Genomic DNA, 26859 nt, shown 5'->3' on the forward strand with positions numbered 1-26859 from the left:
CTGCCATTAATAGCGGAATAGCAAGGTAAGGGGAATCGTTTTAAACATTAACTGAATAAGAGGTATCTATGCTGTGTGGTCGTCCTTTTCCTGTACACGTGTTTCCGCAGATCATCAAAAACGCGGTTTATGAAGTGGAGCAGCACACTCAGGCTCCCACGGGCTTGATTGCCGCATCGGTATTGGGGGGTATTTCGCTTGCCTGTCAGAACCGGATTGATGTGTGCCGACTGAATAATTTGCGCAGCCCGGTATCGCTTTTTTTACTGACGCTGGCGGAATCTGGTGAGCGAAAAAGTACGGTTGATAAACTGCTGATGAAGCCATTACATCAACTGGAAGAAAATTTATTTAAAAAGTATACGCATGATCTTGCCATCTGGCGAAATGATGAAACGGCTTTTAATGTTGAGAAGAAAGCCCTGATGTCAAAACTGAAATCAGACATTCGCCTTAATAAAGAGCATTCCATAACGAATGAACGACTGAAAGCACTGCTGGCGGCGTACCCGGAGGCACCGGTAAGGTACAAACAGATATTCAACGATGCCACACCAGCGGCGATAAAAGATCACCTCTGTGGGCGCTGGCGATCTGTCGGTATTATGTCTGATGAGGCTGGCACTATTTTTAACGGTTACACGTTGAACGAGCTGCCTTTCATCAACAAGATGTGGGATGGTGCAATGTTTCCCGTAGAAAGGAAAAAAGAGCCTGATAAATTAATCAGGGATGCCAGAATGACGCTGTCGCTGATGATTCAGCCTGATGTTTTTAAGGGCTACATCGAGCGGAAAGGCGATATGGCAAAAGGGATAGGCTTCTTCGCACGGTGTCTTATGTGCCAGCCTGGCTCAACACAAGGCTACAGACAAATTACCAGTTCGGTTGTCTCAAGTGAGCATCTGCCGATATTTCATCAGCGACTGATGGAGATCGTTAATGAGAGCATAGCCAAAAACGATGAAAATGAGCGTCAATGCCTGCACTTCTCTCCTAAGGCAGAAAAACGCTGGATCGAATTTTATAACAAAGTCGAGTCGGAAATGGGCCTGATTGGCTACCTGTCTGACTTTAAGGATTATGCGTCTAAGATCGCAGAGAACATGGCAAGAATTGCTGCACTGCTGCATTATTTCAACGGTGATGAAGGAGACATATCTCTTAATGCGGTGGAATCAGCCGTAGAGATAAGTGCCTGGTATGCAGATGAATATGTGCGAATTTTCTCTAAGCCCGAGCCCCTGATTCTGGTAAGTTCCGAAGCGGATGAACTTTACGCGTGGATAAGAGATTATTGCTACAAGTATTTCGTGCCGTATATCAGGAAGACAACCATCCTGCAATATGGTCCGAACCGGTTCAGGAACCGGAGTAAAGTGAATGAACTACTCAGTACGCTTTACTCACAAAAGAAAATACGGGCAGAGAAAAGAGGGAAAACCCTTTTTATACAACCTGCCGATAGTTTTATGTAACGGACAAGCCAAATTTAAAACGATAATAATCGTTTTATTAAAGAGCCATCGTTGTAATTAATTGCAGAGTAACTTTTAATCAGTCATCGCAGGCTGTGGCTATTTTTTTCTGAAATAGAGTGTCGGATAGTTATTATATTGCTATTAACGTATTGTCATTAACAATGCCCATATATCCACCACGCTAATAAGATATAGCCAGTAATGCGATGACTGTTATCCATCAAGGAATAATTTATTATGAATATCTACGAGAGCGAGTATGGAAGTCATGTTAAATCATACAAAGAAAGAATTATCGAAGTCATTAATAAGGCTGTTAAAGAACACAACCGTACACTGGCAATACGGGTGGATCTTCATGACCCGGCTATTCTGGATAATGGTGATACCATTTCCTGTATCGCTAATACTGATTCAGGTGCTATATCAAGATTTACCAGTTCACTGAAAGCCAAACTGGCAGCAGATGAACAACGTAAACGTAAAGATGATAAAAGGGTACACCCGAATACGCTCCGTTATGCGTGGGTACGGGAATTTACTCAGAATGGTAAACGTCACTTTCATGTATTTCTGTTCCTGAACAAAGATGCTTATTACCACCTGGGTGATTTCAATCTGGATGAAGATACGCTAAGAACCATGATCACCTCGGCATGGTGTAGTGCATTAAACCTGACCCCCGAAGAGGGACAGCACCTGGTGCAATACCCCCCTAATGGTAAATATACCCTGAACCGTGACGATATTCTCAATGACATTTATCCCAGCGACTTACTGAACCGGATTGACTATCTCACCAAAGTGAAAAGTAAGATTTTTGGTGAGGGATATAGATCGTTTGGCTGTAGTAATTTCTGAGTATTGTTTCTGAATAACTTCATATCTTGATGTGTGAAATCCGACCGTACAAGGCACGTTTTGGCAGGGATATAATTTCTCTGCCCGGGTGGCGATATTATTGTACTCCTGTGATACCAGGATAATAATTATATATGGGCCATTTTATCTGATGATAGGGGTAATTATGTTAATTCCAGTCTGGAAAACATCGCAGATATAAATACGGTGTAACATCCCTGGTTGTATATTGCGCGGCGAGTGAAAATCTAATATATATAGATGATGGCTTTTTTATTTCACAATGAATACTGCTAATATTTATCTCGCTAATTAATTCATGTGTCAAGGATGAGTGTTTCATGGCAACAAACAGTAACGGCTCTGCTCCATCCAGACAGCCTTTATCTTCACTTGAGCGAGTTGAAGATAGTCGAGTGTTTTCAGATATCAACATGATAAAAAACCCTCGTTTTACCCTTGATAAAGACGTCATTTTATCTCAATCCACCCGAACAGCATTAGATGAGTGTCTGGCTCGATTACGCTTTCATAAAACTATCTATGAGCAATGGAATTTTGCTTGTGTTGACCCTATGGGGGTGACAGCCATTCTCAATTTTTATGGTCCGCCGGGAACGGGAAAAACCCTGTGTGCTGAAGCGTTGGCAGGACAACTTCGTATGCCTTTTATTGCGCTAGGGATTGCTGAACTGGAAAGTAAATTTATGGGGGAGACAGCCAAGAATATCCAATTAGCGTTTGCCAAAGCAAAAGAAACAGGCGCATTACTTTTTTTTGATGAAGCAGACACACTACTTGGTAAACGACTCTCTTCTGTTACACAAGGTGTCGATAATGAAGTGAACGCGATGCGTTCTACCTTACTGATTGAGTTGGAACGCTTTGAAGGTATTGTGATTTTTGCCACTAATTTTGCCCGAAATTACGATGAAGCGTTTCGTAGCCGTATTGGTTATCACGTTGAGTTTACCTTGCCTGATCTTGCTGCGCGCCAACAGCTATGGAACAAATTTTTGGTTGCGGAGATTCCGTTATCTCAGGCGCGAGAAACGCTGGTAGAGGCTGTCAGCGCTCTTTCTGCAGGGCTTGCCGGTCGTGAAATTCGTACTTGTATGCGCCTTGCCCTACCTAAGGTTTTGCTGGAAGCCGAACAAGAAGGGATAACGCCACAACTCAGTATCAATCACTTACGTAGTGCTATCGAACAAGTTTTTGCTTCTCATCAAGCGATTGCCACGCATTCAGGGCGTACATCGAGTGAAGTCAGCACAGCAAAAAAATTATTAGGTATCCAATAAAAAATAATAGGAGAGAAAAATGGGTTTTTTGTCAAGCGTCAAGAGTTTGTTCAGTAGCGCAAAAAGTTCTGTGACGAGCACGGCTGGACGGGCCTGGGATGCAGTTAAAGAAACCGCAGCTAAAGCTGTTTCCTGGATGGCAGAGAAAGCGGAAACCTTTGTAGGAAGTGTAAAAAGCGTTTGGGAGAAGGTGAAGCCGTTTATCAGTAATGTGATTCGCCCTATCGTGCAGAATGCAGCAAAACTGGCTGGGAAAGCGTTACCGCAATTCCCGTGGATTGGTGGTGCATTGCAAGCGTTGGATAAAGCGCTTGGTCTGTTAGTTGAATGGGACAAAAGTGAGTTGGCGAAACGTATTGGTAAAGCCATTGAATGGGCTATACAAAAAGCCAAACAGCTTAAAGACCTGTTCCTCACGCCGGAAGAAATGGACAAAGCGCGTGAGCATGAAGAAGTGCTACGCGAAGCCCGTAGCCAAATGCGTGGCGAAGCAGCCAGTGCCGTTGATCTCGCTAGCCTGATAATCCTCTATGCTCAACTTTCCACAAAAATTAAGGATGTAGTGGAGAATATTCAAATCAATGATTTTGAGCATTATCTTCGTTTGCGTGCCTCTCAAAAGCTGCTGAAAGATACCGAACAACATCTGACTCGTGCGCAGGACATTAATGCGATAACGGATGACGATTTGTTCCTGATTGAAACGGGTAACGAATTGTTGAATCCCAATCCACAATTGAGCGATGAAACGGCACAGCGCCTTGATCGCGTTGTGATGGCGCGTTTTGGTAAGAAACTCATTCCTTTTGTCTTTGAAGAAATGATCATGGCTTGGGGCTATAACCTCCAGGATATGGAAAATGAGTGGAAATCGTTAAATGACGGCCTTTCCAAAGAGCAGGTATTGCTGCGCCGTTTACAGATCGGTCAGCGCCTTGGGGATCTCCAAGGAGAAGAGGTGGTGATGCTTAGTTCGCTGGAAGCTCGCTTACCTGAGTTACAGGCTGCGATGGAGGCAAAACGTAAACGTACCAATGAAATGCGCAACTATGTTTTTGCCGCAGAAGGCTTTTTACAGATGTTGGAAAAAGAACCGGAAGAATTTGCCGGTCAGGAATACCTGATGGAAGACAGCAGCACAGTCGGTATGGTGATTATTGAATGTGCGCAGTTTGGTAAACGTTGGGAAGATCTTGATAGTGAACAGCAAAGCTTGATTATCGATTTTGCCAACATCTTTGAAAAAGCCAGCCGTGAACGTGCCAGTAAACTAGTTGAGGTGGCAGCATGACATTTCATGAGTTCCTTGCGTTCCTGTTACCGGATGTTGAAATTATCCAATTGATGTTCGGTGGAGTGATGTTGTTTCTGGTTCTCATGACGATCGTACAGCTTTCACGTCAGGCTAATGTTCAGTTTTGGGAAAATAAATGGCAGGGTAACGTATCCGCAGAATCTACAGACGCGATTGATGTTGAACATGGTTCAGTGAATGAAATCAGTACGGTCGTTGCTAGTCCGGCAGAGAAAATGGCTGATGTTATGCCTGGGATTTTGTTGATTCTAGGGCTTCTGGGAACGTTCCTTGGCCTAGGAATCGCACTTAACAAGGCATCGAACATATTGATTGATGCGAATTCCGCAGGAATGGATAGCGCCATGTCCAACCTAATGGGAATGATGGAAGGGTTAGGGACAAAATTTAAGACCTCTACGTGGGGGATCAGTGCATTCCTGATACTAAAAACTTGGGTTGCCGTAAAAGGCTATGATGAGAAACGCTTGCGCTGGTGTACACAAAAGATGAAAGCCGCGTTTGAACTCTCTCGCCAAAATAAACGTATCGAACATGAACAAACTCACCAGCGGCTGCTTGATGCATTACAGGGAGTGGGGGTTTGCACTCAAATTGAGGGGGAAGCAACACGCCAATCGCTACAAATGCTGCACTCTGGGCTAGAGCCTTTATTAAAGATTCTGGTAGAGCAAGGCCATGAGGCATCGTTACAAGATAAGAACCGAGAAAATCACTTGGCAAAACTCAGCGATGTGTTGCAATCCACACTGCAACTGTTAGTCGCAAGCGACCAGGCTCAATCGGAACAGAATCAGCAGCAACTGGCTGAACTGACAACGACGCGTGAATCACTGCAACGTTTTATTGACGCCAATAGCGATAATCTTGTCGCCATACAACAATCAGCAGGAAAAATGGCTCATGCTGCGCAGGAAATGGGTGATTCAGCAGGAGACTTGCAAGCAGCAATTGGTGATTTCCGTACAGGTATTACCGATATGTTGGGAACGGTTAAAAACGATCTTGGTTCAACTATTAATCAAATGGGTGAAAGCTTTAGCCAGAATATGGGCTCGATATCCGCCAGTATGGCAAATGCGACGGATGGTATTTCCCATGCTGTTTCCGATCTCTCGCAGAACGTTGGCACCACTATGAGTGAAGTGCGCGTTTCTATCGACCAATCTATGAAAACTCAGCGTGATGCCCAGCGTGAGTTCATGATAACCAGTGAAACATTGAACGAGAAAGTGATCGCCATGACAAAACTGGTTGATGATTTGCGTGAGCAAATTGTTAATGGGCTTACTGCGGTATCCAACAGCAATCGGCAGGTCGCAAGCCTGAATAACCGCTATGCGGGGATGACGGAGTCTGGCGAGAAAAGTGCACTTGCGATCGAAGCGCTGGTTAGTCAACTACAAGTGATGCAACAACATAGTCCCTTGCAATCAGGCATGGACATCATTAATGCAGGTATCAGTCAATTGGTACGCAGTATTGAATCATTACGTGATGAGATGTTGAGCAGTGCGGATGCATTTACAGCTATCTCTTCGCTGGATAACAGGCTGATTGATGGACTCAAAGAATTGAGCGTTATTCGTGAAATACTTTCTTCGCCTGAGCGAGATCGCATAACTCAACAAATTGAACAAAGCCTAAAACCGCTGGCCGCTACGTTACAAAGCCTTGACCAAACCTTGGTGACACTACACACGGTTAACGACGCCGCCTGAGGGGATTGCTCATGAAAGACAAACCTAATGAGTGGGTCTCCATCTCGGATCTGATGTCTGGTGTGATGGCGGTTGTGATGTTGCTGTTGGTGATGTCGGTTTTACAAAAGACGTGGTCGGATATCAAACATAAGCAAGAGATGGAGCAAGGGGCTAATGCACAGCACGCTAAAGTTGGTGAGATGCTAGGTAATATCAAAGCATCGCTTAATGGTACAGAGAATGAAGGCTTAGTGGCACTGGATGTGAATTTACAAAAAATCACGCTACGTGATGGTGTTTTTAATCGAGGGAGTGCTTGTATTGCCTCACAAGCGAGTCAGGCTTTTACCACAATCGAAATACAGGTAGTCAAGTTTCTTAACGAGTTCAGTACCGGGCAGGTGTTTATTGAAGGGTATACCGATAACTCGCCCGTCATACGACCGGTAACGAATTTTGAAAGTTTTTGCACTGTGTATGACGACAATTTCACGCTATCGGCAGCTCGTGCGAGAGAAGCGCGTAAATTTATCGTGGGCGATCTTGCCCCAGCCATTGCACGTCGGGTGATCGTTGCTGGATACGGTGATTCTCAGCCTATCCCGGGTATCCCACCAGAGGATGCTCGTCAGCGGCGTATTGAAGTACGTTTTGTCCTGCCAGAAAGACCCTAATTTATTGGGTTAATTTAAATGATATTGAGTAATTTCGACTGTAGCCGAGGATAATTTATTTTTACAGCAATGGCCTTTCTTATGGATGGAAAGGCCAATTATTCCTATATCAAGATAATGGCAAGCGAGAAGATATTATTTTCAAGTAATTATCTGTTTGAATCACCACGGTTTTAACAGACTTGGCTGTTGTCATCTTTGTGCCAGATGTCGTCGCCGCTCAAGCGGCAATCGTTGGGCAAAATTTATTCCCTGAATCGGTAATTTTAGGGGCACATGATCTGGACTAGCATGAATTATATACGGCCAGTAATTGGCGAGAAATACTATACTCATGGCCGGTTATAGCCTTGGTTATTGTTAATAAGTTACCTGCTCTCTAAAATTTTTCAGACATATATCATTTCCCTGAACGCAACATCATTACGGCGAATCTCTCAAGGATTCGCCTTTTTTGTTTTATGTGTCTCAGGAGATGTCATGAGAAATCAGGAAGGCCTACATTTGTTGCAGGCCTCACTCACGGACTTACCAGAATGGGCCTCAGAACGAGTCATGCAGCATATCCGGCAGTTGACCCACTACGAGCCGGTTATCGGCATTATGGGCAAGACCGGTGCAGGCAAGAGCAGCCTGTGTAATGCGCTGTTCGCCGGTGAGGTGTCGCCGGTCAGTGATGTGTCGGCCTTTACCCGTGAGCCGTTGCGCTTGCGCCTTAACGTGGGTGAGCGTTGCATGACGCTGGTAGACCTGCCCGGTGTCGGTGAAAGTGAACGGCGTGATATTGAGTATGCCGCGATGTATCGCCAGCAACTTCCGCATCTCGATCTGGTGCTGTGGCTAATCAAGGCCGATGACCGGGCGCTGGCAGTGGACGAGCACTTTTACCATCAGGTGATTGGCGAAGCCTGGCGGCACAAGGTGTTGTTTGTGGTCAGTCAGGCGGACAAGATTGAACCCACTGAGGGTGGCGTGAAGGCGTTGTCTGCCAAACAACGGCAAAGCCTTGCGCGCAAAATCGCCCTGCTGCACACCCTGTTTTTGCCGGTGCACCCGGTCTGCGCGGTTTCGGTGCGGCTGCGCTGGGGGCTGTCGCACATGGCGGCGCTGATGGTGGCAAGCCTGCCACGCGAAGCCAGCAGCCCGCTGGTCACACAGCTACAGCCGCCCCTTCGTAGCGAACGCGTTACTCAAAAAGCCCGTGATGATTTTGCCGATACGGTGGGCAGCACGCTCGATACCGTCAGCCGTCTGCCGCTGATACCGGCCACGGTGCGCACGCTTATTCAGACGCTGCGCGATACCGTGGTGTCCGTGGCCCGCGCTTTGTGGGCGGTGTTCTTCTAAGTCGATTACCCATCCATTTTCGTTTTCCGAGCCCGGTCGCCTGTGCGACCGGGCTTTTTATTTTCAGCCATCTCAAGGAGTCTGCCATGACCCGTCTGGCCTCGCGCTTTGGCGCAGCAAACCTTATCCGCCGTGACCGTCCGTTAACCCGCGAAGAGCTGTTTCGCACCGTACCCAGTGTGTTCAGTGAGGAAAAGCATGAGTCCCGCAGCGATCGATACACTTACATTCCGACGATTACCCTTCTGGATAATTTACAACGTGAAGGCTTCCAGCCGTTCTTTGCCTGCCAGACCCGCGTGCGCGACGACAGCCGTCGCGAGCACACCAAACACATGCTGCGCCTGCGTCGGGAAGGGCAAATCACCGGCCATCAGGTGCCGGAAATCATCCTGCTCAACAGCCATGACGGCTCCAGCAGCTACCAGATGCTGCCGGGGCTGTTCCGACAGGTGTGCCAGAACGGGCTGATTTGTGGCGAAAGTTTTGGCGAGGTGCGGGTACCCCATAAAGGCGATGTGGTGGGCCGGGTGATTGAAGGCGCGTATGAGGTGCTGGATACCTTTGAGCGCATCGAGGAAAAGCGCGATGCCATGCAGTCGTTGCTGTTGCCGCCTCCGGTGCAATCCGCGCTGGCAAACGCCGCCCTGACGTACCGTTTTGGTGAGGCGCATCAGCCGGTGACGGCAGCGCAAATCCTGACGCCGCGCCGCTGGCAGGACGACCGGCAAGACCTGTGGACTACCTTTCAGCGTATTCAGGAGAACCTGATAAAGGGCGGGCTGCCCGGTCGCAACCCGCAGGGGAAACGGGCCCGCACCCGTGCCGTCAGCAGCATCGACAACGATGTGCGGCTCAACCGGGCGCTGTGGGTGCTGGCGGAAAGTCTGCTGACGCAGTGTCAGGGGGGAGCATGTTAACCGCGAGTTAAAATTGGACACACCCTGTCCGTTTCACTTTGGTTTGAAGGTCTGTTTCTTCACCAACATCAACGGAAACCTGCATGATATCTGTGTTTATCCGTAAGTGAAAAATAGTCGTTGAACTGTCCATATCCTGTCCGCCCCCCTCTTTAGAATCACCTTCATATTCTGTCGGTTAATCATCACGGAGATTTACATATGACACAGGCAGAGCGCCGCCATGACCGGCTTGCTGTCAGGCTGTCACTGATAATCAGCCGCCTGGTTGCCGGTGAAACGCTGAATGTGGCCCGGCTGGCTGCCGAGTTTGGCGTGTCAACCCGCACCTTGCGGCGGGATTTTCGCGAGCGGCTGATGTATCTGGACTTGGAATACAGTCAGGGACATTGCCGCCTGCGCACCCTGGGTGGTGGAGTACAGGGGGCGCTGGATGCCCTGACCTTTGCACACCGGGCCGGACTTGCCGATATTTTTCCGGGGCTGGACCGGCGTCTGGCAGGTACGTTACTGACTGCCGGAGGGATGCCCTGCCTGGTTTGGCAGCCACCCCAGGCAATATCCCCCGGCAGCGCACTGGTGTTTTATCGGCTGGTCAGTGCCATTATCGCGTTTCAGCGGGTTCTGCTTCTGGCCGACGGGGAACGCTGTGACGGACTGGCACCGTACCGCCTGATATCCCTCGATGGTCGCTGGTATCTGACCGGCGAACTGAACGGGCATATCACGGTTCACCTGCTGACGGCCATTCATGCTGTAACGGTATTGAACACCACCTTTATCCCACGAAAGCGCCTGAGCCACTTAACCACACAAGCGGGCTTTATCCAGGCACTTCCGCACTTTGGCTTTATTCGTACCGTTCTATCACCAGCACCATCTGAAAAAATCAAAGAGGATTCAGCCAGTTAAGTCTGAATTCTCATTGGGGTATATCTGTAGATGATAATAAAAGTTAATACATTTTAAGGATGTCACAATGAAGAAAATACTGGGTACGATGATACTGGCCGGTAGCCTGATATTAACTGGCAACACTCATGCCTACGATATTACGGGTAATGTGAAACACTGGATGGCAATGAAAGAGAGCGGCTGGACTTCCGCTGACGGTTATGACGATGACAGGATGATGAATGCACTGGGTTTTAATGCCGCCATGATTGGTTATTATCCGTGGACTCATACATTTTTAATCCGCAGGGACTACGATACAGCGTTGTTCCTGGCTGACAAAAAAAGCAAAACTGTTCGCCGCCTGAATCTCAAAACGGCCAGTGGTTATAATTCTGACCTTGATGTGGTGTATCAGGGAGAGGATAACGGCAAAGGCTGCTATGTCAGCATTATAGATACTCAAGTTCAGCTTGAGCTCATCAATCAAAAAGCAACCCCCCAGGTGTTAATGGTCCTTCCCGAACAGTGTATTGATAAAAAACAACTGGCAGCCATTAAAGCCCGACAATCAGAAAGGGATCGCCAGTTACAGCAATGGGTAGCACAACAGAGTATGAAAGAACTCTGTCGTCGTAACGGAAATTGTTGATGTTAGTTTTTTCAACTCTGGGGGAAATATGAAATATAAACATCACGCGCTGCTGTTTGCATTATCTTGTATTGCCACAACGGCTCAGGCCATACCGAATATGTGGACCAGCGGCTTTGGCATGGGTGTCTCCGAATACATGATCACCAGCCCGGAAAAGGTCGTTTTTAATCTCAACTGTACGACTAATCCAGACAACCAAAAGGTATTACAACACCATGTACTTATCACGCTGCCTGATGGTAGAGGGGCGGATTCGCATGACGAGAAAACGGTTATAACCGTGGTGGTGGACTCTCGGCAATTTCCACTCCCTTCTTCTCTGGGGTGGCGTAACGCAGATAATGCATGGGAACGATTTATTACCGCGTTAAGTCATGCCGCAACGTTTGATGTTTACGTTAATGACCAAAAAGTAGGCCACTTTAATCCTGGGCTTAAAAATACACAGCAGGAGCTGGAGGGTATTCACCACTGTATCAATACTGCCGCTTAAACCTTACTTGCCTATTCCGATGGTGCCCTTGTTGCTTATGCAACAGGGGCATTTTGTTTTTAAGGATCACGTTATGTCTGAATTCTCACCGAGTTCGCCGTTGTCTGAGCACGAACAACGGATTATCCGCCGGGCCCAGCGCCTGCTGGAGCGCCACCTGCGCCAGCCGGGCGAGCAGTTTACCGCCTCATCCTATACCCGAATGTGGCTGCAACTGCATCTGGCCCCGCTGGAGCGGGAGGTGTTCATGGTGCTGTTTCTCGATAACCAGCATCGCCTGATAGACCGGGAAACCATGTCGCTGGGCAGCATCAACCATGTCGATATTCCCATCAGAGAAATCGTCAAGGCGGCCCTGCGCCACAACGCGGCGGCGGTGATCCTGGCGCACAATCACCCATCCGGCCATGCCGAACCGAGCACGCCAGACCGGGCGCTTACCGAACGGCTAAAAAGCGCTCTTGAGCTGGTGGATATCCGCACGCTGGATCATCTGGTCATTGGCGGCAGTCAGGTGGTGTCGTTCGCCGAACGCGGCTGGCTGTAAGGCCTTTCGCTGTCATTCCATTAACCTGTCAGGAGAAAAGTACCTTGTCATTATCGGATGCCCCGGAATGGGGGCTTGAACACACCCTGAAACCGCGCTTTGGAGCCCGGCTGGTACAGGAAGGGTGTCACCTGCATTTTCTCGCCGATCGTGCCGGTGTGACTGGCACCTTCAGTGCAACCGTGGCCTGCCATCTGGAACACCGTTTCCCACTGATGGTGAAACAACTGGAGCAAAAGCTTGTGACCGGTGAGCTCGATCCCTACCGACAGCAACGCGTCACGCTGCATGACGGCGTACTGACCTGCGAGGCCGATACACTGGGCAGTGCGGGCTACGTCTATATCACGATTTACCCGACCACGGCGGCCACACCGGCAACTGCATTCCCTTCACCTTAAGCATTTATCTTAAGAGAGCCTATCCATGGAAACACCATCCCCATCCCCGGCGCGGGAGGCATCATCATGCCTGTCACCTGTAAATGTCTGGCAACAGTTATTAACTTACCTGCTGGACAAGCACTACGGGCTGACGCTCAACGACACGCCGTTTTGCGAGGAAGCCGAGATCCAGGCCCACCTCGACGCCGGAGTTTCGCTGCCGGACGCCGTGAACTTTCTGGTGGAGCGCTATGAGCTGGTGCGTATCGATCGCAGCGGTTTTATCTGGCAGGAACAACAACCGTTTCTGAACGCGGTCGATATTCTCCGCGCCAGACGCGCCACCGGCCTGCTCAAGCCATAAAGACTGCGAGCCGCTTTCCAGTCACACAACGCCAAACCGATTAATCCTTCCCCCCGATGCATAATACGCCAGCCTTACCGGCTGGCGTATTGGCTGTTATGTATGGACAACACACTATGCACACTGAACCCGAGGTGTTAACCGACCACACCGAACTGATTGGCTCGACCAACATTGCGCGTATCGTCACTGGACATGATGCCGCGCTGCAACAGATAGAACAGCTCATTACCCAGTTACAGGCTATTTCAACGCTAACGGCGACTATCGGTGGCGGCACCGCTGAAGACTGGGCATTGAAGCCAGGGCATCGCTATGATTGCTGGCTGACAGAAACGCCTGACAAGGCGATGCCAGCCATTATCCGCACGCTGGACAGCCATATCTGGCGCAACCTGATGCTGAAATCCGGCATGTTGTCATTGATGGACGCACAAGCCCGCAGCCAGTGGCATAAGAATCTGGACGAGGGCGACCTGCCGACCATCAGCGAAGCCAATATTCTCAGCACGTTTGAACAACTTCACCAGAGTAAGCGGGAGGTATTCGAACGCGGGGTGATTAATGTATTCAAGGGGCTATCGTGGGATTATAAAACCAACCATCCTTGCTACTTTGGCAAGAAAATCATCATCAGCAATCTGGTGACGTACCACCGTTGGGGCTTTGGCCTGAACTGGGGCTGGCGACGCGATCAACTGGCCGATCTGGAGCGGATGCTGTCCTTGCTGGATGGCAAACCCATTCCTGATAACCGGGGCGATGTGACTATCCGGCTAATGAACCATATCCGTGATAATCCTCATCAGCAAGAATACGAAGATGCGTATTTTAGTGTGCGTTACTTTCAGAAAGGCACCGGGCATCTCATCTTTAAACGCCCTGACTTGATCGATCAGATGAACGACATTATCGCCAAACATTATCCGGGGATGTTGGCGGCGAGGTAGTCATTTCCTTTCTGGTAATCTTAGGATTCGTGCCTATTTCCTCCCTCAGAATTTGTTATTATTGCGGCAGGTTAGCATTGAATTGCTAAAAGGAGCTGGTTTGTATGCCGATCCCTGAGCGTCCCAAGATTTACCACATCCTTCACATCGATCGACTTCGTTCGATCATTGCCCAAGGGTTGTTGTCTGACGAGCAAATCTCGGTTCGTCATGGTGCCGGTACAATGATAGGTATGAGTAGCATTAAGCAGCGTCGGCTCCATGAGTTGACGCTCACAAACTATCCCAATCTGTATGTGGGACAATGTGTGCCTTTTTATTTTTGTCCCCGCTCTGTCATGCTATACCTGATATACAAGTCCAATCATCCAGAGTTGGCTTACCGTGGTGGTCAGGAACCTATTTTGCATCTTGAAGCTGACCTCTATACAACCATTGCATGGGCGGAGCAACATCGCCAACGCTGGGCGTTTACATTATCTAATGCCGGTTCACTTTACTTCGAAGATCGTTGTCAACAATCCCAGCTTGGAGAACTGAACTGGGAAGCGATACAAAGCAATCAGTGGAGCGGCGGTAATGGAACTAAAGAGGCGAAACAGGCTGAGTTTTTGATTGAGCGCTGTTTCCCTTGGCATTTAATTGAGCGCATCGGTGTTCATTCACCTTTGATTTATCAGCAGGTTGCTAACATGATCCCGCTTGGCGGGCATCGTCCTCCTGTTGAGGTGAAACGAGAATGGTACTACTGATGAGGATTTCATAATGATTGAATACAGACAGGGCGATATCCTCCAGGCAGAGACTGAAGCTATCATCAATACCGTTAATTGCGTCGGCGTAATGGGGCGAGGCATTGCATTGCAATTTAAAAATGCCTACCCGGATAACTTCAAAGCTTATGCTGCATCCTGTAAAGCAAAACAAGTTGTTCCGGGCAAAATGTTCGTCTTTGAGACCGGGCAGTTAACAAACCCTCGTTATATCATTAACTTTCCGACCAAACGCCACTGGAAAGGGAAAAGTCGTCTTGAAGATATTGTTGCAGGATTGGACGATTTGGTCGCCGTTATCCGGCAACATGATATTCGCTCCATTGCCATTCCCCCATTAGGGAGTGGCTTAGGCGGCCTGGACTGGCAAGATGTTAAGCCCCTGATTGAGTCTGCCGTTCAACCGCTTGAGTCCGTACAAATTGCGATTTACGATCCCAACGGCGCACCATCATCGGAACGTATGGTACATAAAACAGAAGTGCCAAAGATGACAGCAGGGCGAGCCGCATTGGTTGAACTGATGCAGCGTTATCTTAATGGGTTGTTAGATCCGTTCATCTCTTTACTAGAATTACATAAGCTGATGTATTTCATGCAAGAATCCGGGGAACCATTACGCCTTAAGTATCAGAAAGCGCATTATGGGCCTTATGCGGAAAACCTACGGCATGTGCTTAACGCGATCGAGGGGCATATGATCTCAGGGTATTCGGATGGCGGTGATATGCCTGATAAGCAACTCGCGCTGGTTCCCGGTGTGGCAGAGGAAGCAAAAGCGTTTCTTGAGCAGCAAGAAGAGACTTACCGCCGCTTTCAGAAAGTATCTGATTTGGTAGAAGGTTTCGAATCGCCTTTTGGTTTGGAACTCCTTTCAACGGTTCACTGGACAATGCAATATGAATCGCTGACGTCCCCGGAAGATGTTACTGATTTTATCTATGCCTGGAATGAAAGAAAGCGGCAATTCACACCACGTCAGATATCTTTAGCCGTAGATACATTGCATCGTAAGGGGTGGTTAACTTCAAACGTTGCTTAAGTTCAGTCCTTGCTTAATGACTCGCATGGCTCTTGCTGCCCACACTGCGCTCAGAGCCATGCACCTTATTTGTTACTTACCACCAAACTGAACTTTAACGACATTATCTGGCATCGCCCCTGATGGGTTAATGATTTCCTGCTGAATAAAATCACCCCAGCGTAGAAATAGCTTTTTCAGTTTGTCCGCTTGTTGCCCAACTTGATAAGTCCGAATTAATCGATCTTTAGGAACGTGGTTCAGCAGAAGTTCTATCAAGCGTTCTGGTGCATCCAAATATTCTGCACAACCAGTGGCCACGCTGCGACGTAAGTCATGAGGAGAGAAGGGCGTAAGTTCCGCAAGATATTTAGATCTCACACGTTCCAGAGCACGTGTGAGGGCATCACCGGTTATAGGAAATCCAGACTTGCTGGTGGAGCCGAAAACATACGCCCCTTCAGTGATCACGCGCTGTTCTTGAATGAGGGATAAGGCGTGGGGATGTAGTGTGACAATGTGGCTTTTGCCATTTTTTGTAGCAGGAATAGTCCAACGATCACCGTTAATTTGATCCCAACGCATTTCTGCTGCTTCTGACCGGCGAACACCCGTGAATATGATCAGGCGAAGTGCATTCGCAACGGATAATGACATCACCACGCTCGATGCTATTCCTCGACCACCTGCTGCAATGGAGCCACCACCAACAGAGGCTTCATCAAGTGCTTTCCAAAGCATGTGGAGTTCGTTTTGTGGTAACCAACGTTCACGAGGTTTACCCATTGATGCGCCAAACATGGCAGGTTTGAGTAGACGAGCAGGGTTATGTTCAATCAGTCCTTGTAACGTGGCATGATCAAGGGCCAGATTCAGGATGATTAATCCTTTGCGAACCCCTTCTGAGCTTTCCTTTCTCACGCGGCTGAGATGCTCGAAAATGACAGAGCGTGAAAGATCGTTAACGCGTATATTGCCCAAAGCTTTTTCAAGATGACGGCGATAGGTTCCTTCATAGTCAGCAATGGTGCGGGCGCTGAGGGGTTTACTCTCAGTTCTGAATGCCAACCAGTTTTGCCACAAGTCAGCGAATATTGGCATTTGCTCGTTTTGCTGTTTCTCATTTTTTTTGACGTAACGAGGATCAATGCCTTTCTTCACCAGCTCTGCTGCGTCGGCATGGGCCTGACGAGCCTGAGCCAAGCTCATAGCAGGGTAGCTACCCAATGTCAGTTTGATTTGCTTTTGTGCGATCCTGTAACGATAAATCCAGCTTTTACTCTCGCTGCCATAGCGTACGCGAACGTAGAGGCCTCCACCCGCTTTTGATTTGACTGAGACAACGTTTTCTTTCTCTTCTTCAGTGACTGAAAGGGATGCCAACTGTCGATCCTGAGTGATGATGATTGTCATAATAGGTCCTTTCTGGGGTACACTCTCGGGTACACACTTAGCATGATATCAGGGGAAACGACAGCGAACGAGTGGAAACCTAAATGTTGATTAATTATTTGATTTTAAAAAATAAAAAATCAATTTTGAACAGGAGAAACAGAGGGAAACATCAGTCTGTTGAGTTCGTAATGCGAAGGTCGTAGGTTCGACTCCTATTATCGGCACCATCTAAATCAATAAGTTACACGAATTATTCCACGATTCATTTTCGTTGCTGTGCCGTATTTGCGCCATTACCCTGAACCGCTCTATTAATTCTCCAGGGTTACAGACCCTATTAATCGCTATTTACCGGGCGGGCTGTATGCGCTGATCCGTTGCCGAGGGTAAGCTTAACTCAATGGCTTGAGCCTGAAAGGGATGCTGTTAAGCACCTGAGCGGGGTCAAGCGCCAGCAGACGAGCCAGTTGAACAAACTCCACCACATCCAGTCTGCGTTCCCCGTTTTCGACCTTGGCAATAAACGATTGCGGGCGTTCCAGCGCCTGCGCCAGCATTTCCTGTGTGATGCCTTTGGCGATACGCGCTTCACGCAGCGTTTTGATAACGAGTTGATATTCAGCGGTGTAGGTGGAAGCCATGCGTTGAGTCTCGAAAGCGGGTCTGGTGCACTATCGGTGATAGTTCGCTTTATCCCAAAAAAGGATTTTTAACGTTGTCTGGAAAAGGGGACTCGCTGTGACTAGCTGTTCAGTAGCAGGTGCAAGAGCGCGATAGGATCGAGTGAAAGCAGGCGGCTGATGTGTATGAATTCCACAATATCAAGCCTGCGCTCGCCGTTCTCGATTTTGGCAATGAAGGATTGTGGTTTACCGAGAGCTTGTGCCAGTGTTGTCTGAGTCACGCCTTGAGCGATTCTGGCTGCGCGCAGGGCTTTGATAATGCGCTGGTACTCGGCTGAATAAGTTGATGCCATAACATGATGTTCTTGACGAATATCCTAAAATCGAATATCTGTCATGTTTCGATATATCCCAAAATGGGATATCTGGTTGCAGGCAAAAGGAGAGCAGTAATGGAAACAGGTGACTGGCATCCGGCAGATATCATTGCCGCATTAAGAAAACGGGGAACCACGCTGGCGGCACTATCACGCCAGCATGGGCTGGCCTCGTCAACGCTGGCGAATGCGTTATCCCGACATTGGCCGAAAGGGGAAAGACTGATCGCGCAGGCAGTAGAAAAAACACCGCAAGAAATCTGGCCGTCGCGCTATCGGCGCGTGACACAGCAACGACAGGGAAAAGACATTAACGGCGATTAAAGCCAGGCTATAACCGAAAAATGCCACCGTAGTGCGGTGGCAGAATGAATTGAGTTGTGATAACCCCACGTCCGTAGGGAAGATCACTTCGTGGCACTGCAATGCAGTACCACCACCTGCGAGGAACACCCCTGCAAACGCACGGACATTTATCGTAATGGCCGCTGCAAATACCACTGTGCACGCATCCTTACTCCGCGCACTGTTATCTTTTGTTCGTGTATTTCCTGCCTCGTCCAGTCCTAAACATTCAGCCTGCTGTAAGGTAGACCAATTGCGCAGTGTCATCCTACGCTTTTATAACTATGGAAAACCTGAGTTTTAAGAGCGATAAATGTGCGATTGCGCAGTCTGAATTGTGAGCTACGCAGCAACAGTGTGCAAAACGAAACCGAACGTTAATAATGCATAAAAATGTAGGATTTGTTATTTGAAGTTAAAAAACGATCTGATTATCCCAGTTTTAAATGTCACTTTTTTGCACTCTATCAAGGATCTTTATGAGCCAGTTTTGTATAATAAAATAGTTGACTGACTATTTCAGTGATTATTACAAAGGAAAAAAAATGGCTGACATTGTATCGATTACTGCTGGGTTAAACGCAGTCAAACTAGCCGTCAATATTGCCAAAGAACTGAAGGAGGCTACTGCAGCATTCAATGAAGCAGAGTTTCGTTTAAAACTGAGTGAGCTATATTTAAGCCTAAGTGAGGCAAAGATTAATCTAGCTGAGGCTCAGCAAGAAATAATTTCACTCCAGGCCGAGATTACTTCTCTCAAAGCTCAATTGAATGCTGTGGATGAGTTGGATTTTCGGGATGGTTTCTACTATCGACTAAACCCCGTAGAAGGGAAACCGAATGGACCGTTTTGTCCTAAATGCTATGAAGGCTCACCTAAAAAACTATCCACTGTTATGGCTGCAACAGGAATACATTCTCATTTCGGTAGTAAATATTGTCACTCATGCCAGAGTTATTATTAACCAAAATAAAGGGAAGGAGCCTGCTAACGTTTAACGTGTTAGATAATCTTAATCGTGAAATACTGGCGAGAGAAATCGATCTTAATATCCCGGCATAACGCATAGTTCGGGTGATCTACTCCCCAGAGATTAAACACTATGATATTCAATGCAATGAGCCTGAAAACACAAGGCTATGTTCCGGTGATAATTCACTGTGGGTTCAAATGCAATAATAATCATTCCCTCTGATCTCTGGGCTATACTGATTAATCTGTTGTACCTAGTGCGTGAGTTTTCGAAACGAAGGTAAACAGCTCAGCCATTCGGGGGGTTTAATCTTTTCATCATGATGCCTTTTCGTAAATCTAGGGTAATCAGTATTCTGGCGTACCGTTCTTTGAGGCTGTATCAGTCATGATTTTTTCCACTGGCTAAACTTATACAAAGCGTAGAAAACCTATGCTGTACTGGCCTGCAAACCATTAGTTAGCTATTACACAGGTTCCATAGTCCTAAGTTTGTATCGCTCACATTAGCACAATCGACAGAAGATCATTGTGTGACATTGGAATTTATTAAGCCTGGCAAGCCAACGCAGAATGCGTTTACCGAACACTTTGACTGGACGTACCGAACAGAAATACTGGATTTTACTTGTTTAGAACACTGAATGAAGTGAAAGAAATTACAAAGCGCGTGGAGCTAAAAGGGGATACTTACATTCCCAACGGGCGACTCAGTGCGGAAAGTGATTTATCTGGCGATACAGTCGGCATCAAAAAAATGGAGTATGCCTATCCAGAACTGGCGGCTGGCGATGAGCCGTTTTATTATCGAGTTCGGTGATCGCCTGAGCGATCACTTTTAATACGGTATCATTTACACAGAGCTATTTACAGGGCTGTCGAGACTAATACAATTCAGTATTAAACCGACTCATTCTGCATTCTTTTAAGTGTGTAATATTTTGTATTGAGGTTTATTATGTGAGCCTTCCAAAATTAAATTTAATTTATTGTTTTTATTAATGTTCTTGTCTCCGAGATGATTTTATTCTCTGCCTTGCCGTGGAATGTCGACATGCCCACCATTGTTTTACCATCATTATAAACAGTAAATACATAGGTTCCGGTATCAAAACCAATTCCTCGTGCATCTTCGAAAATCAACGTTATCTGATTGCCACTAATTGAACCGTGGTAATTGAATTTTCTATCTGATTCTTTACCGTCACGAGTCTTTGTTCTGGTACTTGTACCGCTTAGACGGCATCCTTGCTGTTTTAGGTTGAGCTGACCTACAGTTGCACTATCACCATTACGCTCTTCTATTACGTCCCATGCTCCTTCAACACGAATACCCCTGTACAGGCACGTATCACTAAAGTTTGGCCAAACCAACTTGGTAATAAGGGTTATCACGGCTGCTGCGATGATGCTCCCGAGAATCCCCACAAAAAGACTCATCATATCCATCTGACATTCCTGTTATGAAGTATATAAACCCAAAATTGTAGCTTTCAAAGCATCGCGTGCTTTGTCATTATATTATCAGTTTGTATCTATTATCAAAAATACAATGAAGCCAACACGTTCTTGTTTTGAGGTTTGATTCCTTTTCAACGAAAAATGCATCCATGACAATAGATGTAGTTTCTTCTTCCTGAGTTTTTGTAAGAGTGAACAGTCAAGTGTTCACTAATGGTGGGTAAGATCAGGGTGTATACCGCTGCGCGTTTTCGTCCAACCGCTGAACGGTTAAGCGAGATTGCGCAGAATGGGCAGACACTGCTGCAAAACGCCTCTGACAAGGATCTGACCGAGTTCACGGAATGAGCATCAGGGTTTTCAAGTCAGAACTGATTCACTAGCAATTAATCCAATCGGTCTGTTGCTGTTTTTCCCCCATCGAAAGAAACATGATGTTAAACAAACACGCTGGCCCACCTGTCAGCGCCGGCTACTCATACCGTGCCGATTCCCAGGCGTGAAGCGCGTGTTTTCGGGTTTCTCCCCAGTGGTAGCCGCCGATTTTTCCGCTCTGTTGGATGACGCGGTGGCAAGGTATCAGGAAGGCGACCGGATTGGCGCCGACGGCCAGGCCAACGGCTCTTGCTGCATTGTGATGCCCGACGGCGGCGGCCACCTGGGAATAGCTCACGACGGTTGCCGGGGGGATTTTCAACAGCGCTTTCCAGACGCTAATCTGAAAGTTGGTGCCGGTAACATGTAACGAGATTGGGCGGTCCGGCGGCTTTTTTACCGCGAACATCGTTTCTATCACCGTTCGTATCCGTGGCTGATTTTCATGCAGCAAGGCATGTGGCCACATGTTATGTAATTCTGCCCGTTGCTCGCCTGCGTCTGCGTTGTCCAGAAAGGAAAGGCTACAGATACCCCGGGGGGTGACGGCAATAAACGCGTTGCCGAACGGCGTATCGTGAACCGCGTATTCGATCACCAAGCCTGCACCCTGTTGTTGGTATTCCCCCGGTGTTACCGCTTCCAGATGAACGAAGTGGTCGTACAACCGTGAGCCGCTGCTTAACCCCACCGAGTCGGCCACGTCGAGTAGCGGCCTTGACTCGCGCAGCAACGCCTTGGCCCGTTCAAGGGTCAGCACTTGCAGGAAGCGTTTCGGTGTGACGCCGGCCCAGCGACTAAACAGCCGCTGGAAGTGGAAGGGGCTTAAGTGCACGTGTGCGGCAATTTCGTCGAGCGTCGGCTGGCGGTTGACCCGGCTGGCGATAAATGTGATGGCATCGGCTATGCGTGCGTAGTCTGACATCGTAATGCTTTCTCCCTTTATCGGTCGTTATTCGGGTGCGGCAGACTGGTTGCGATAAAGGTTACCGCCAGTCTCCCCTGTGGCAAACCATCTTGCTGTTTCATCACCGGATGCGTGTGTGGGTGAGGGCGGGGTTGGGACAAGTATGGGAAGTTACGCGCCTTGTGGCGACCCGGATCTTGCTGTTTTTGCGCCGCCATAAAGCCCGATGCCGATGTCTTAACGTTGAGAGGGGCGGATTCCGTGCGTTTGTTGATGCAGGATAATCGCCTGGTGAAGGAGAGCGCTTATCATGGCGCGCGCAGATCAATCCGCGGTGAACCGCCGGTAGACATCAGGCATGTCTGATACGGTGTGGCGAAGATTGCGGCGTCAACGCAGGAGGGTGAGCGGCAAGTATGTGAATGGCGAGTTGATGTCACGTTTGATCTGAGTCTTTGACTTTTTTGAAAATAAAGTGAAAGAGTCTCGATTATAAGGTGTTTGTCATTAGTTCGTCGGATGATGGGTATGAGCCTGTTCTTTTTTAAAAAAAAGCCCTTTTTATTATGGTGATGACTGATTTTTTTCTGCAGTTTGATAACGGTTCGATGTCTTTGATTACGTGCCTGCAAGCCTTGCAACCGGTACACTGAACCGAAAAAGCATCGCGGGGCGCTAATGGCAGTGATGCCGTCTTCCTTACTTTTTTAGCGTTCGCCTTCGTGTTGGTATGTAATCTATCATTAAGGCAAACTAAACACTGTACATACCGTTACACAGCAACGCTCATCATAGAAGATTAGCCTGGTATATAGTATCGGAAAAAAACAGTGGTTGAGTGGCTGTGAAGATAAAAATTAACAAACTCCAAACAAATTGATGTGATGTAGTTTTACTTTTATGATGAAAATCAAAAATACTCTCTGCCTACATATCATGATGGCGACCCTTGCCGTCTTGTTTCTTAGTGTTCCCCCGCTGGTGACAAGCTTTGATCCGCCGCTAAAATTTCAGCCGTTGATTAGAACCCTGGAAGGAACGCCAAAAGAGCTGAAAGAAAAAATAGCCGCCATTTCCCATGCGTTGCAGGGTAATGCCATCTTCTTCATCGGAGCCTCCGAGGTTTCTACGTCCGAAGATGAATATTACGCGGTGTATAATTACTTTAATAACCAGCTGCAGCGGCCGGTGGTCGCTTATGGTGATATTTATATCGATAATATCACGCATTTTTTACTTCTGGCACGTTTTAAAAACGACCTGAACGCGAGCAGCAAGGTCGTGTTGCAACTGGCACCCGATAGTTTTTACGGTGATGGTATCCCACCGGCGGTTTTTGCCGATAATTTCCCAGCGCCGATTTTTAACCCGCTGATGGAAGATGAGCAGGCACGTCCTTTACTGGTTGATTATTTACAGCATATTAATGAGGACGAGATCAGTCATTTAACGTTTGGTCAAATGAAGATTTATGGCTGGCGTCCGACTATTATTTGGCAAGCGGTGAGTTATCAGTTTGCAAATTTCTGCGAAATGATAAAAAAGTATTGGCTGGACGTGTTGCAGATTGTTCCTCAACCGGAAAGACCGTGGCCTCGCCAGCCCAATAACGCGATTACGCCGGATTGGGATCGTGAATTGGCGCATGCTCAGGAACTGAATAAATCCCGCCAGCAAAGCGCAGAAACGTTGTGGATGGATAAGTCTGTTTTCGACGACGACCCAACGCAGGATGAATGGGATAACGCGCCGCTATTTCCCACGCAAATGGAGACGTTTGAAGCGACGATAAAACTGCTGAAAGCGCGTAACGTCCAGGTGGTGGTGATTATGGATGCAGTCAATCCGTGGGCGATTAAAAATCACGAGAAATTTCAGTCGGTTGATAAACAAATCAAGGCGATTTTGGATGAACATCAGGTGCCTTATCTGGATATGTACGCACTGCCTTATCAGAATGGCTGGAACTGGGACCGGTTGCATCCAACAGACCCGGCATGGGTGGTGATGGACCGTTTTATTGCTGAGAGTTTTAAATGATGAAATACGCGATTCGCCTTTTTTTTATTTATCTCTTGCTGGCGGTAACCATCGTCGCGTGGACTTCTGTTGATGACAGCATGAGTTTACAAGTGCATTTTGAATATCAAAAGTTCTGAAGGATGAATGATGTATAGCTCCGGAACATTTTTTTTCTGCCTGTTTTCATTAGCACTGTTGTTCGTGCTGGTTAATCGGCTATGGCATTACCGGCTGACTTATTTATCCGGCATTTCTGTGTTGGTGTTATTAGGCTGGGGATATATTTTCCAGGGTGATTATATTATCCCCGTGGTAGTTTTCCTGAGCTTTTATATTATTGTGACGCTGAAAGAAAAAGGCTGGTTAAAGACCTGGCAGGCCGTTACCCTGACGCTGCTGCCGTTGTTGTTGGTGAAATTACACCTGAACAACCATTGGGGAATGATTGGCTTATCATTTATGACGTTTCGCGCCATTGATGTATTACTGTATCGGACTCAAAAAGACGGCCGGAATTTCCTGCATTACTTCTGCTATCTCTTTATGCCGCTGGTGATCCAGGCCGGCCCGATGTACCGCTGGCGGTCGTGGATAACGGATATTAAGAAGCCGGATTTTCGGCTTACCCGTGAGCAGTTTTTACCTGCCATGGAGCAAATTTTTATCGGTATTATCCAGAAGTTCTTGTTTGCGATGCTGATAGATAACCTGGTTATTCAGTCGTGGAGCCATCGCCCGTTTACGTTGAGCGTCGGCGTGGTGATGTCGGCGGCTTACAGTGCGTATCTCTATTTTGATTTTGCCGGTTACAGCAATATGGCCATCGGTGCCGGGCGCTTATTCGGCCTGTCTCTTCCGGCAAACTTCAATATGCCTATTCTGGCTAAAAACCCGCAGGATTTCTGGCGCCGCTTCCACATTAGTTTGTCTGAGTGGCTAAGGGATGTGGTTTTTATGCCGATTTATATGAATCTGATGAAGATCGATTTTTTCCGACAAAATAAAACGCTGGCACAAAACATCGGTATATTTTGCACCCTGTTTTGTATGGGAGCATGGAACGGACTTGAACGGCACTATATCATCAGCGGCGCGCTGTTTGGCGCCATTTCGGTTGCACATAACATGTTGCAGTGGTCAGCCAAACGCAGTCCAACGCTCAGCAACTGGTTACATTATCCAGTGATTGTGTTTCTGGGACGAATGTTGACGCTGGCCAGCGCCGCTGTCTCCCTTTACATCTTTAGCGGAATGTCTCCACTATGAACTACCTCTCCGAGCTTAAGGAACTGCAAGATTTCTTGCACACAGCATTACTCGAGCCCGCGAACCCACGGCAACTGGCGATTAGCGGCAGCGACGAAGCATTGACCTGGCAACAGCTTTCCGTAGCCGTTACCGACTGGCTGCAGCGTTATCAGGATTGCCAGCAGCCTGCCGGTACTCCGGTAGTTCTATACGGGCATCAGCAGGCGGAATTTGCCGTAGCGATTTATAGCTGCCTGCTGCATAACATTCCCTACGTCCCGGTGGACTGTATCTATCCGCAGGAACGGCTCAACGAGATTTGCCGGCAGGCGAAAGCGCCTTACTACTATGATGTGGCGACACGGCAGTTTATGACCACCGGCGAGGCGGGGCAGGTGTTGGCCGAGCAGGATCTGGCTTATATCATGTTCACTTCCGGCAGTACCGGAAAGCCCAAAGGCGTTCAGATCGGGCGTGAAAGCCTGTGGCATTTCATGAAGTGGGTTCGTCAGGACTTTGCACTGCCTGAGTTGCCGGTGTTGATGAATCATGCGGTATTCAGCTTTGATCTGTCGTTGATTCCGTTACTGGCGAATCTGGCGACCGGGGGGCACATTGTCCTGAATGCGAAAGAGGATATCGCCGCGGAAAACTGGCTGGATCGGCTGAAAAGCAACGGCGTTTCCGTTTGGGTTTCCACGCCGTCTTTTGCCTACCAGCGGCTGCTTTCCCCGCAGTTCAACAGCGACTATTTGCCTGATCTCGGCGTTTTCGTGTTTATCGGTGAAGTATTAAACAAAGCGCTGGTCAAACAACTGCGCCGCCGCTTCCCGCACGCTAAAATTCTCAACTCCTATGGTCCAACCGAAGCGACCATCGCCACCACCGTCATCGACATTACCGATGAGATACTGAACAGTGAGAACGACCTGCTGCCGGTGGGGGCGATGATGCCGGACTCCAGAATGGAGATCACCGCAGAGGGTGAGCTGATTATCTGGGGTAAAAACGTGATGCGTGGTTACCTTGGGCTTGCGCAGGAGAACGCGGCGAAATTGCTGCACCGGGAGAGCGAGGCGTTCCGGGGTTATAAAACCGGCGATCTGGGCTACGAGGTTGACGGCATTCTGTATTGTCAGGGCCGCAACGACAGCCAGATCAAGCTGAATGGTTACCGCATTGAAATCAACGAGATTGAAAATCGTCTGCTGGCGATGCCGGACATTAGCGAAGCGGTAGTGTTGCCGTTAATGAAATCAGGGGGCGGCGTGTTGCGTATTGCGGCCTTCTGCGTGACGAAAATGGCCCCTGATGCGATTAAGACCTCACTTTCGCAGGTGATCCCGCACTACATGGTGCCCTCTCAAATTATTATTAAAGATGCGTTACCGCTGAATCCTAACGGTAAAATAGATCGTAAACTGCTGGATACTCATGCCCGCACTAATTAA

General features: G+C 48.0%; 28 protein-coding genes and 2 pseudogenes. 25 read left to right on the forward strand and 5 right to left on the reverse strand.

What is annotated here, in order from left to right; translation table 11 throughout:
* The first annotated feature begins 68 nt into the window (after nt 1-68).
* From DCH402_RS04420 to darG, 17 genes are all read left to right on the forward strand, one after another.
* Nucleotides 69-1478 carry a YfjI family protein gene (locus DCH402_RS04420; RefSeq protein WP_039999964.1) on the forward strand — a complete coding sequence of 470 codons (1410 nt, stop codon included), beginning with the start codon at nt 69-71 and terminating at the stop codon, nt 1476-1478.
* A 240-nt stretch (nt 1479-1718) separates the two neighbouring features.
* Complete coding sequence (locus tag DCH402_RS04425) at nt 1719-2342, forward strand: inovirus Gp2 family protein (RefSeq protein ID WP_039999965.1); 624 nt, start codon at nt 1719-1721, stop codon at nt 2340-2342.
* A 341-nt stretch (nt 2343-2683) separates the two neighbouring features.
* On the forward strand, nt 2684-3643 hold the full coding sequence (locus DCH402_RS04430; RefSeq protein WP_081642126.1) for an ATP-binding protein: 960 nt from the start codon (nt 2684-2686) through the stop codon (nt 3641-3643).
* A 19-nt stretch (nt 3644-3662) separates the two neighbouring features.
* Complete coding sequence (locus tag DCH402_RS04435; RefSeq protein WP_039999967.1) at nt 3663-4934, forward strand: hypothetical protein; 1272 nt, start codon at nt 3663-3665, stop codon at nt 4932-4934.
* The gene (locus DCH402_RS04440; RefSeq protein WP_039999969.1) at nt 4931-6679 is read left to right on the forward strand and encodes a hypothetical protein; all 1749 of its coding nucleotides are present in this window, start codon (nt 4931-4933) and stop codon (nt 6677-6679) included. Before DCH402_RS04435 ends, DCH402_RS04440 begins: the two co-directional genes overlap by 4 nt.
* Before the next feature lie 11 nt (nt 6680-6690).
* On the forward strand, nt 6691-7335 hold the full coding sequence (locus DCH402_RS04445; protein ID WP_039999971.1) for an OmpA/MotB family protein: 645 nt from the start codon (nt 6691-6693) through the stop codon (nt 7333-7335).
* 480 nt (nt 7336-7815) lie between these two features.
* Entirely contained in the window at nt 7816-8682 is an 867-nt protein-coding gene (locus DCH402_RS04450; RefSeq protein WP_039999973.1) for a GTPase family protein, read from the forward strand.
* An 86-nt stretch (nt 8683-8768) separates the two neighbouring features.
* Nucleotides 8769-9602, forward strand: coding sequence for a DUF932 domain-containing protein (locus DCH402_RS04455; RefSeq protein ID WP_039999975.1), 834 nt, complete (start codon nt 8769-8771; stop codon nt 9600-9602).
* Nucleotides 9603-9803: 201 nt separating this feature from the next.
* On the forward strand, nt 9804-10514 hold the full coding sequence (locus tag DCH402_RS04460) for a DeoR family transcriptional regulator (protein WP_039999977.1): 711 nt from the start codon (nt 9804-9806) through the stop codon (nt 10512-10514).
* A gap of 67 nt (nt 10515-10581) precedes the next feature.
* Complete coding sequence (locus tag DCH402_RS04465; RefSeq protein WP_039999979.1) at nt 10582-11148, forward strand: hypothetical protein; 567 nt, start codon at nt 10582-10584, stop codon at nt 11146-11148.
* A 28-nt stretch (nt 11149-11176) separates the two neighbouring features.
* The gene (locus tag DCH402_RS04470; protein WP_050583262.1) at nt 11177-11644 is read left to right on the forward strand and encodes a hypothetical protein; all 468 of its coding nucleotides are present in this window, start codon (nt 11177-11179) and stop codon (nt 11642-11644) included.
* A gap of 73 nt (nt 11645-11717) precedes the next feature.
* Nucleotides 11718-12191, forward strand: a complete 474-nt coding sequence (radC, locus tag DCH402_RS04475) for a RadC family protein (RefSeq protein WP_039999980.1) — start codon at nt 11718-11720, stop codon at nt 12189-12191.
* A 44-nt stretch (nt 12192-12235) separates the two neighbouring features.
* Nucleotides 12236-12592 (forward strand): type IV toxin-antitoxin system YeeU family antitoxin, encoded by a 357-nt coding sequence (locus tag DCH402_RS04480; RefSeq protein WP_039999982.1) that lies wholly within the window; start codon nt 12236-12238, stop codon nt 12590-12592.
* Between the two features lie 25 nt (nt 12593-12617).
* Nucleotides 12618-12938 (forward strand): TA system toxin CbtA family protein, encoded by a 321-nt coding sequence (locus DCH402_RS04485; RefSeq protein ID WP_039999983.1) that lies wholly within the window; start codon nt 12618-12620, stop codon nt 12936-12938.
* A 116-nt stretch (nt 12939-13054) separates the two neighbouring features.
* Complete coding sequence (locus tag DCH402_RS04490) at nt 13055-13888, forward strand: DUF4942 domain-containing protein (protein ID WP_039999985.1); 834 nt, start codon at nt 13055-13057, stop codon at nt 13886-13888.
* Nucleotides 13889-13992: 104 nt separating this feature from the next.
* Nucleotides 13993-14640, forward strand: a complete 648-nt coding sequence (gene darT, locus DCH402_RS04495) for a type II toxin-antitoxin system toxin DNA ADP-ribosyl transferase DarT (RefSeq protein ID WP_039999987.1) — start codon at nt 13993-13995, stop codon at nt 14638-14640.
* A 13-nt stretch (nt 14641-14653) separates the two neighbouring features.
* Nucleotides 14654-15703: a type II toxin-antitoxin system antitoxin DNA ADP-ribosyl glycohydrolase DarG gene (darG, locus tag DCH402_RS04500; protein WP_039999989.1), complete on the forward strand. Its 1050-nt coding sequence runs from the start codon at nt 14654-14656 to the stop codon at nt 15701-15703.
* A gap of 72 nt (nt 15704-15775) precedes the next feature.
* Here darG and DCH402_RS04505 read toward each other — a convergent pair whose 3' ends face one another.
* From DCH402_RS04505 to DCH402_RS04515, 3 genes are all read right to left on the reverse strand, one after another.
* Nucleotides 15776-17095 (reverse strand): tyrosine-type recombinase/integrase, encoded by a 1320-nt coding sequence (locus DCH402_RS04505; RefSeq protein ID WP_039999991.1) that lies wholly within the window; start codon nt 17093-17095, stop codon nt 15776-15778.
* Between the two features lie 374 nt (nt 17096-17469).
* Nucleotides 17470-17718 (reverse strand): helix-turn-helix domain-containing protein, encoded by a 249-nt coding sequence (locus DCH402_RS04510; protein WP_012885878.1) that lies wholly within the window; start codon nt 17716-17718, stop codon nt 17470-17472.
* Between the two features lie 101 nt (nt 17719-17819).
* Entirely contained in the window at nt 17820-18053 is a 234-nt protein-coding gene (locus DCH402_RS04515) for a helix-turn-helix domain-containing protein (RefSeq protein ID WP_039999996.1), read from the reverse strand.
* A 99-nt stretch (nt 18054-18152) separates the two neighbouring features.
* Here DCH402_RS04515 and DCH402_RS04520 point away from each other — a divergent pair, with 99 nt between their 5' ends.
* The 4 genes and pseudogenes from DCH402_RS04520 to DCH402_RS22170 form a co-directional block, all read left to right on the forward strand.
* Entirely contained in the window at nt 18153-18401 is a 249-nt protein-coding gene (locus DCH402_RS04520) for a helix-turn-helix domain-containing protein (protein ID WP_039999997.1), read from the forward strand.
* A gap of 566 nt (nt 18402-18967) precedes the next feature.
* Nucleotides 18968-19387 carry a hypothetical protein gene (locus DCH402_RS04525; protein WP_039999998.1) on the forward strand — a complete coding sequence of 140 codons (420 nt, stop codon included), beginning with the start codon at nt 18968-18970 and terminating at the stop codon, nt 19385-19387.
* A 493-nt stretch (nt 19388-19880) separates the two neighbouring features.
* Nucleotides 19881-20065, forward strand: a pseudogene (locus DCH402_RS22165) (integrase core domain-containing protein); the annotation flags it as partial.
* 25 nt (nt 20066-20090) lie between these two features.
* Nucleotides 20091-20237 (forward strand): annotated as a pseudogene (locus tag DCH402_RS22170) (IS256 family transposase); the annotation flags it as partial.
* Nucleotides 20238-20376: 139 nt separating this feature from the next.
* Here the strand turns inward: DCH402_RS22170 and DCH402_RS04535 are convergent.
* Nucleotides 20377-20844, reverse strand: a complete 468-nt coding sequence (locus tag DCH402_RS04535) for a hypothetical protein (protein ID WP_152486895.1) — start codon at nt 20842-20844, stop codon at nt 20377-20379.
* A gap of 225 nt (nt 20845-21069) precedes the next feature.
* On the opposite strand from DCH402_RS04535, the gene DCH402_RS23240 reads away from it, so the two are divergent.
* Nucleotides 21070-21204, forward strand: coding sequence for a type II toxin-antitoxin system Phd/YefM family antitoxin (locus DCH402_RS23240; RefSeq protein WP_267879508.1), 135 nt, complete (start codon nt 21070-21072; stop codon nt 21202-21204).
* A gap of 124 nt (nt 21205-21328) precedes the next feature.
* Here DCH402_RS23240 and DCH402_RS04545 read toward each other — a convergent pair whose 3' ends face one another.
* Entirely contained in the window at nt 21329-22156 is an 828-nt protein-coding gene (locus tag DCH402_RS04545; protein WP_040000000.1) for a methylated-DNA--[protein]-cysteine S-methyltransferase, read from the reverse strand.
* An 885-nt stretch (nt 22157-23041) separates the two neighbouring features.
* On the opposite strand from DCH402_RS04545, the gene DCH402_RS04550 reads away from it, so the two are divergent.
* The 3 genes from DCH402_RS04550 to DCH402_RS04560 all read left to right on the forward strand — a co-directional run bounded on the left by DCH402_RS04550 (nt 23042) and on the right by DCH402_RS04560 (nt 26859).
* Nucleotides 23042-24178: an SGNH/GDSL hydrolase family protein gene (locus DCH402_RS04550; protein ID WP_040003373.1), complete on the forward strand. Its 1137-nt coding sequence runs from the start codon at nt 23042-23044 to the stop codon at nt 24176-24178.
* 129 nt (nt 24179-24307) lie between these two features.
* Nucleotides 24308-25426 carry a membrane-bound O-acyltransferase family protein gene (locus DCH402_RS04555; RefSeq protein WP_040000001.1) on the forward strand — a complete coding sequence of 373 codons (1119 nt, stop codon included), beginning with the start codon at nt 24308-24310 and terminating at the stop codon, nt 25424-25426.
* Complete coding sequence (locus DCH402_RS04560; protein WP_040000003.1) at nt 25423-26859, forward strand: AMP-binding protein; 1437 nt, start codon at nt 25423-25425, stop codon at nt 26857-26859. The genes DCH402_RS04555 and DCH402_RS04560 overlap by 4 nt, the downstream gene beginning before the upstream one ends.

Source organism: Dickeya chrysanthemi NCPPB 402, assembly GCF_000406105.1.
GTDB lineage: Bacteria > Pseudomonadota > Gammaproteobacteria > Enterobacterales > Enterobacteriaceae > Dickeya > Dickeya chrysanthemi.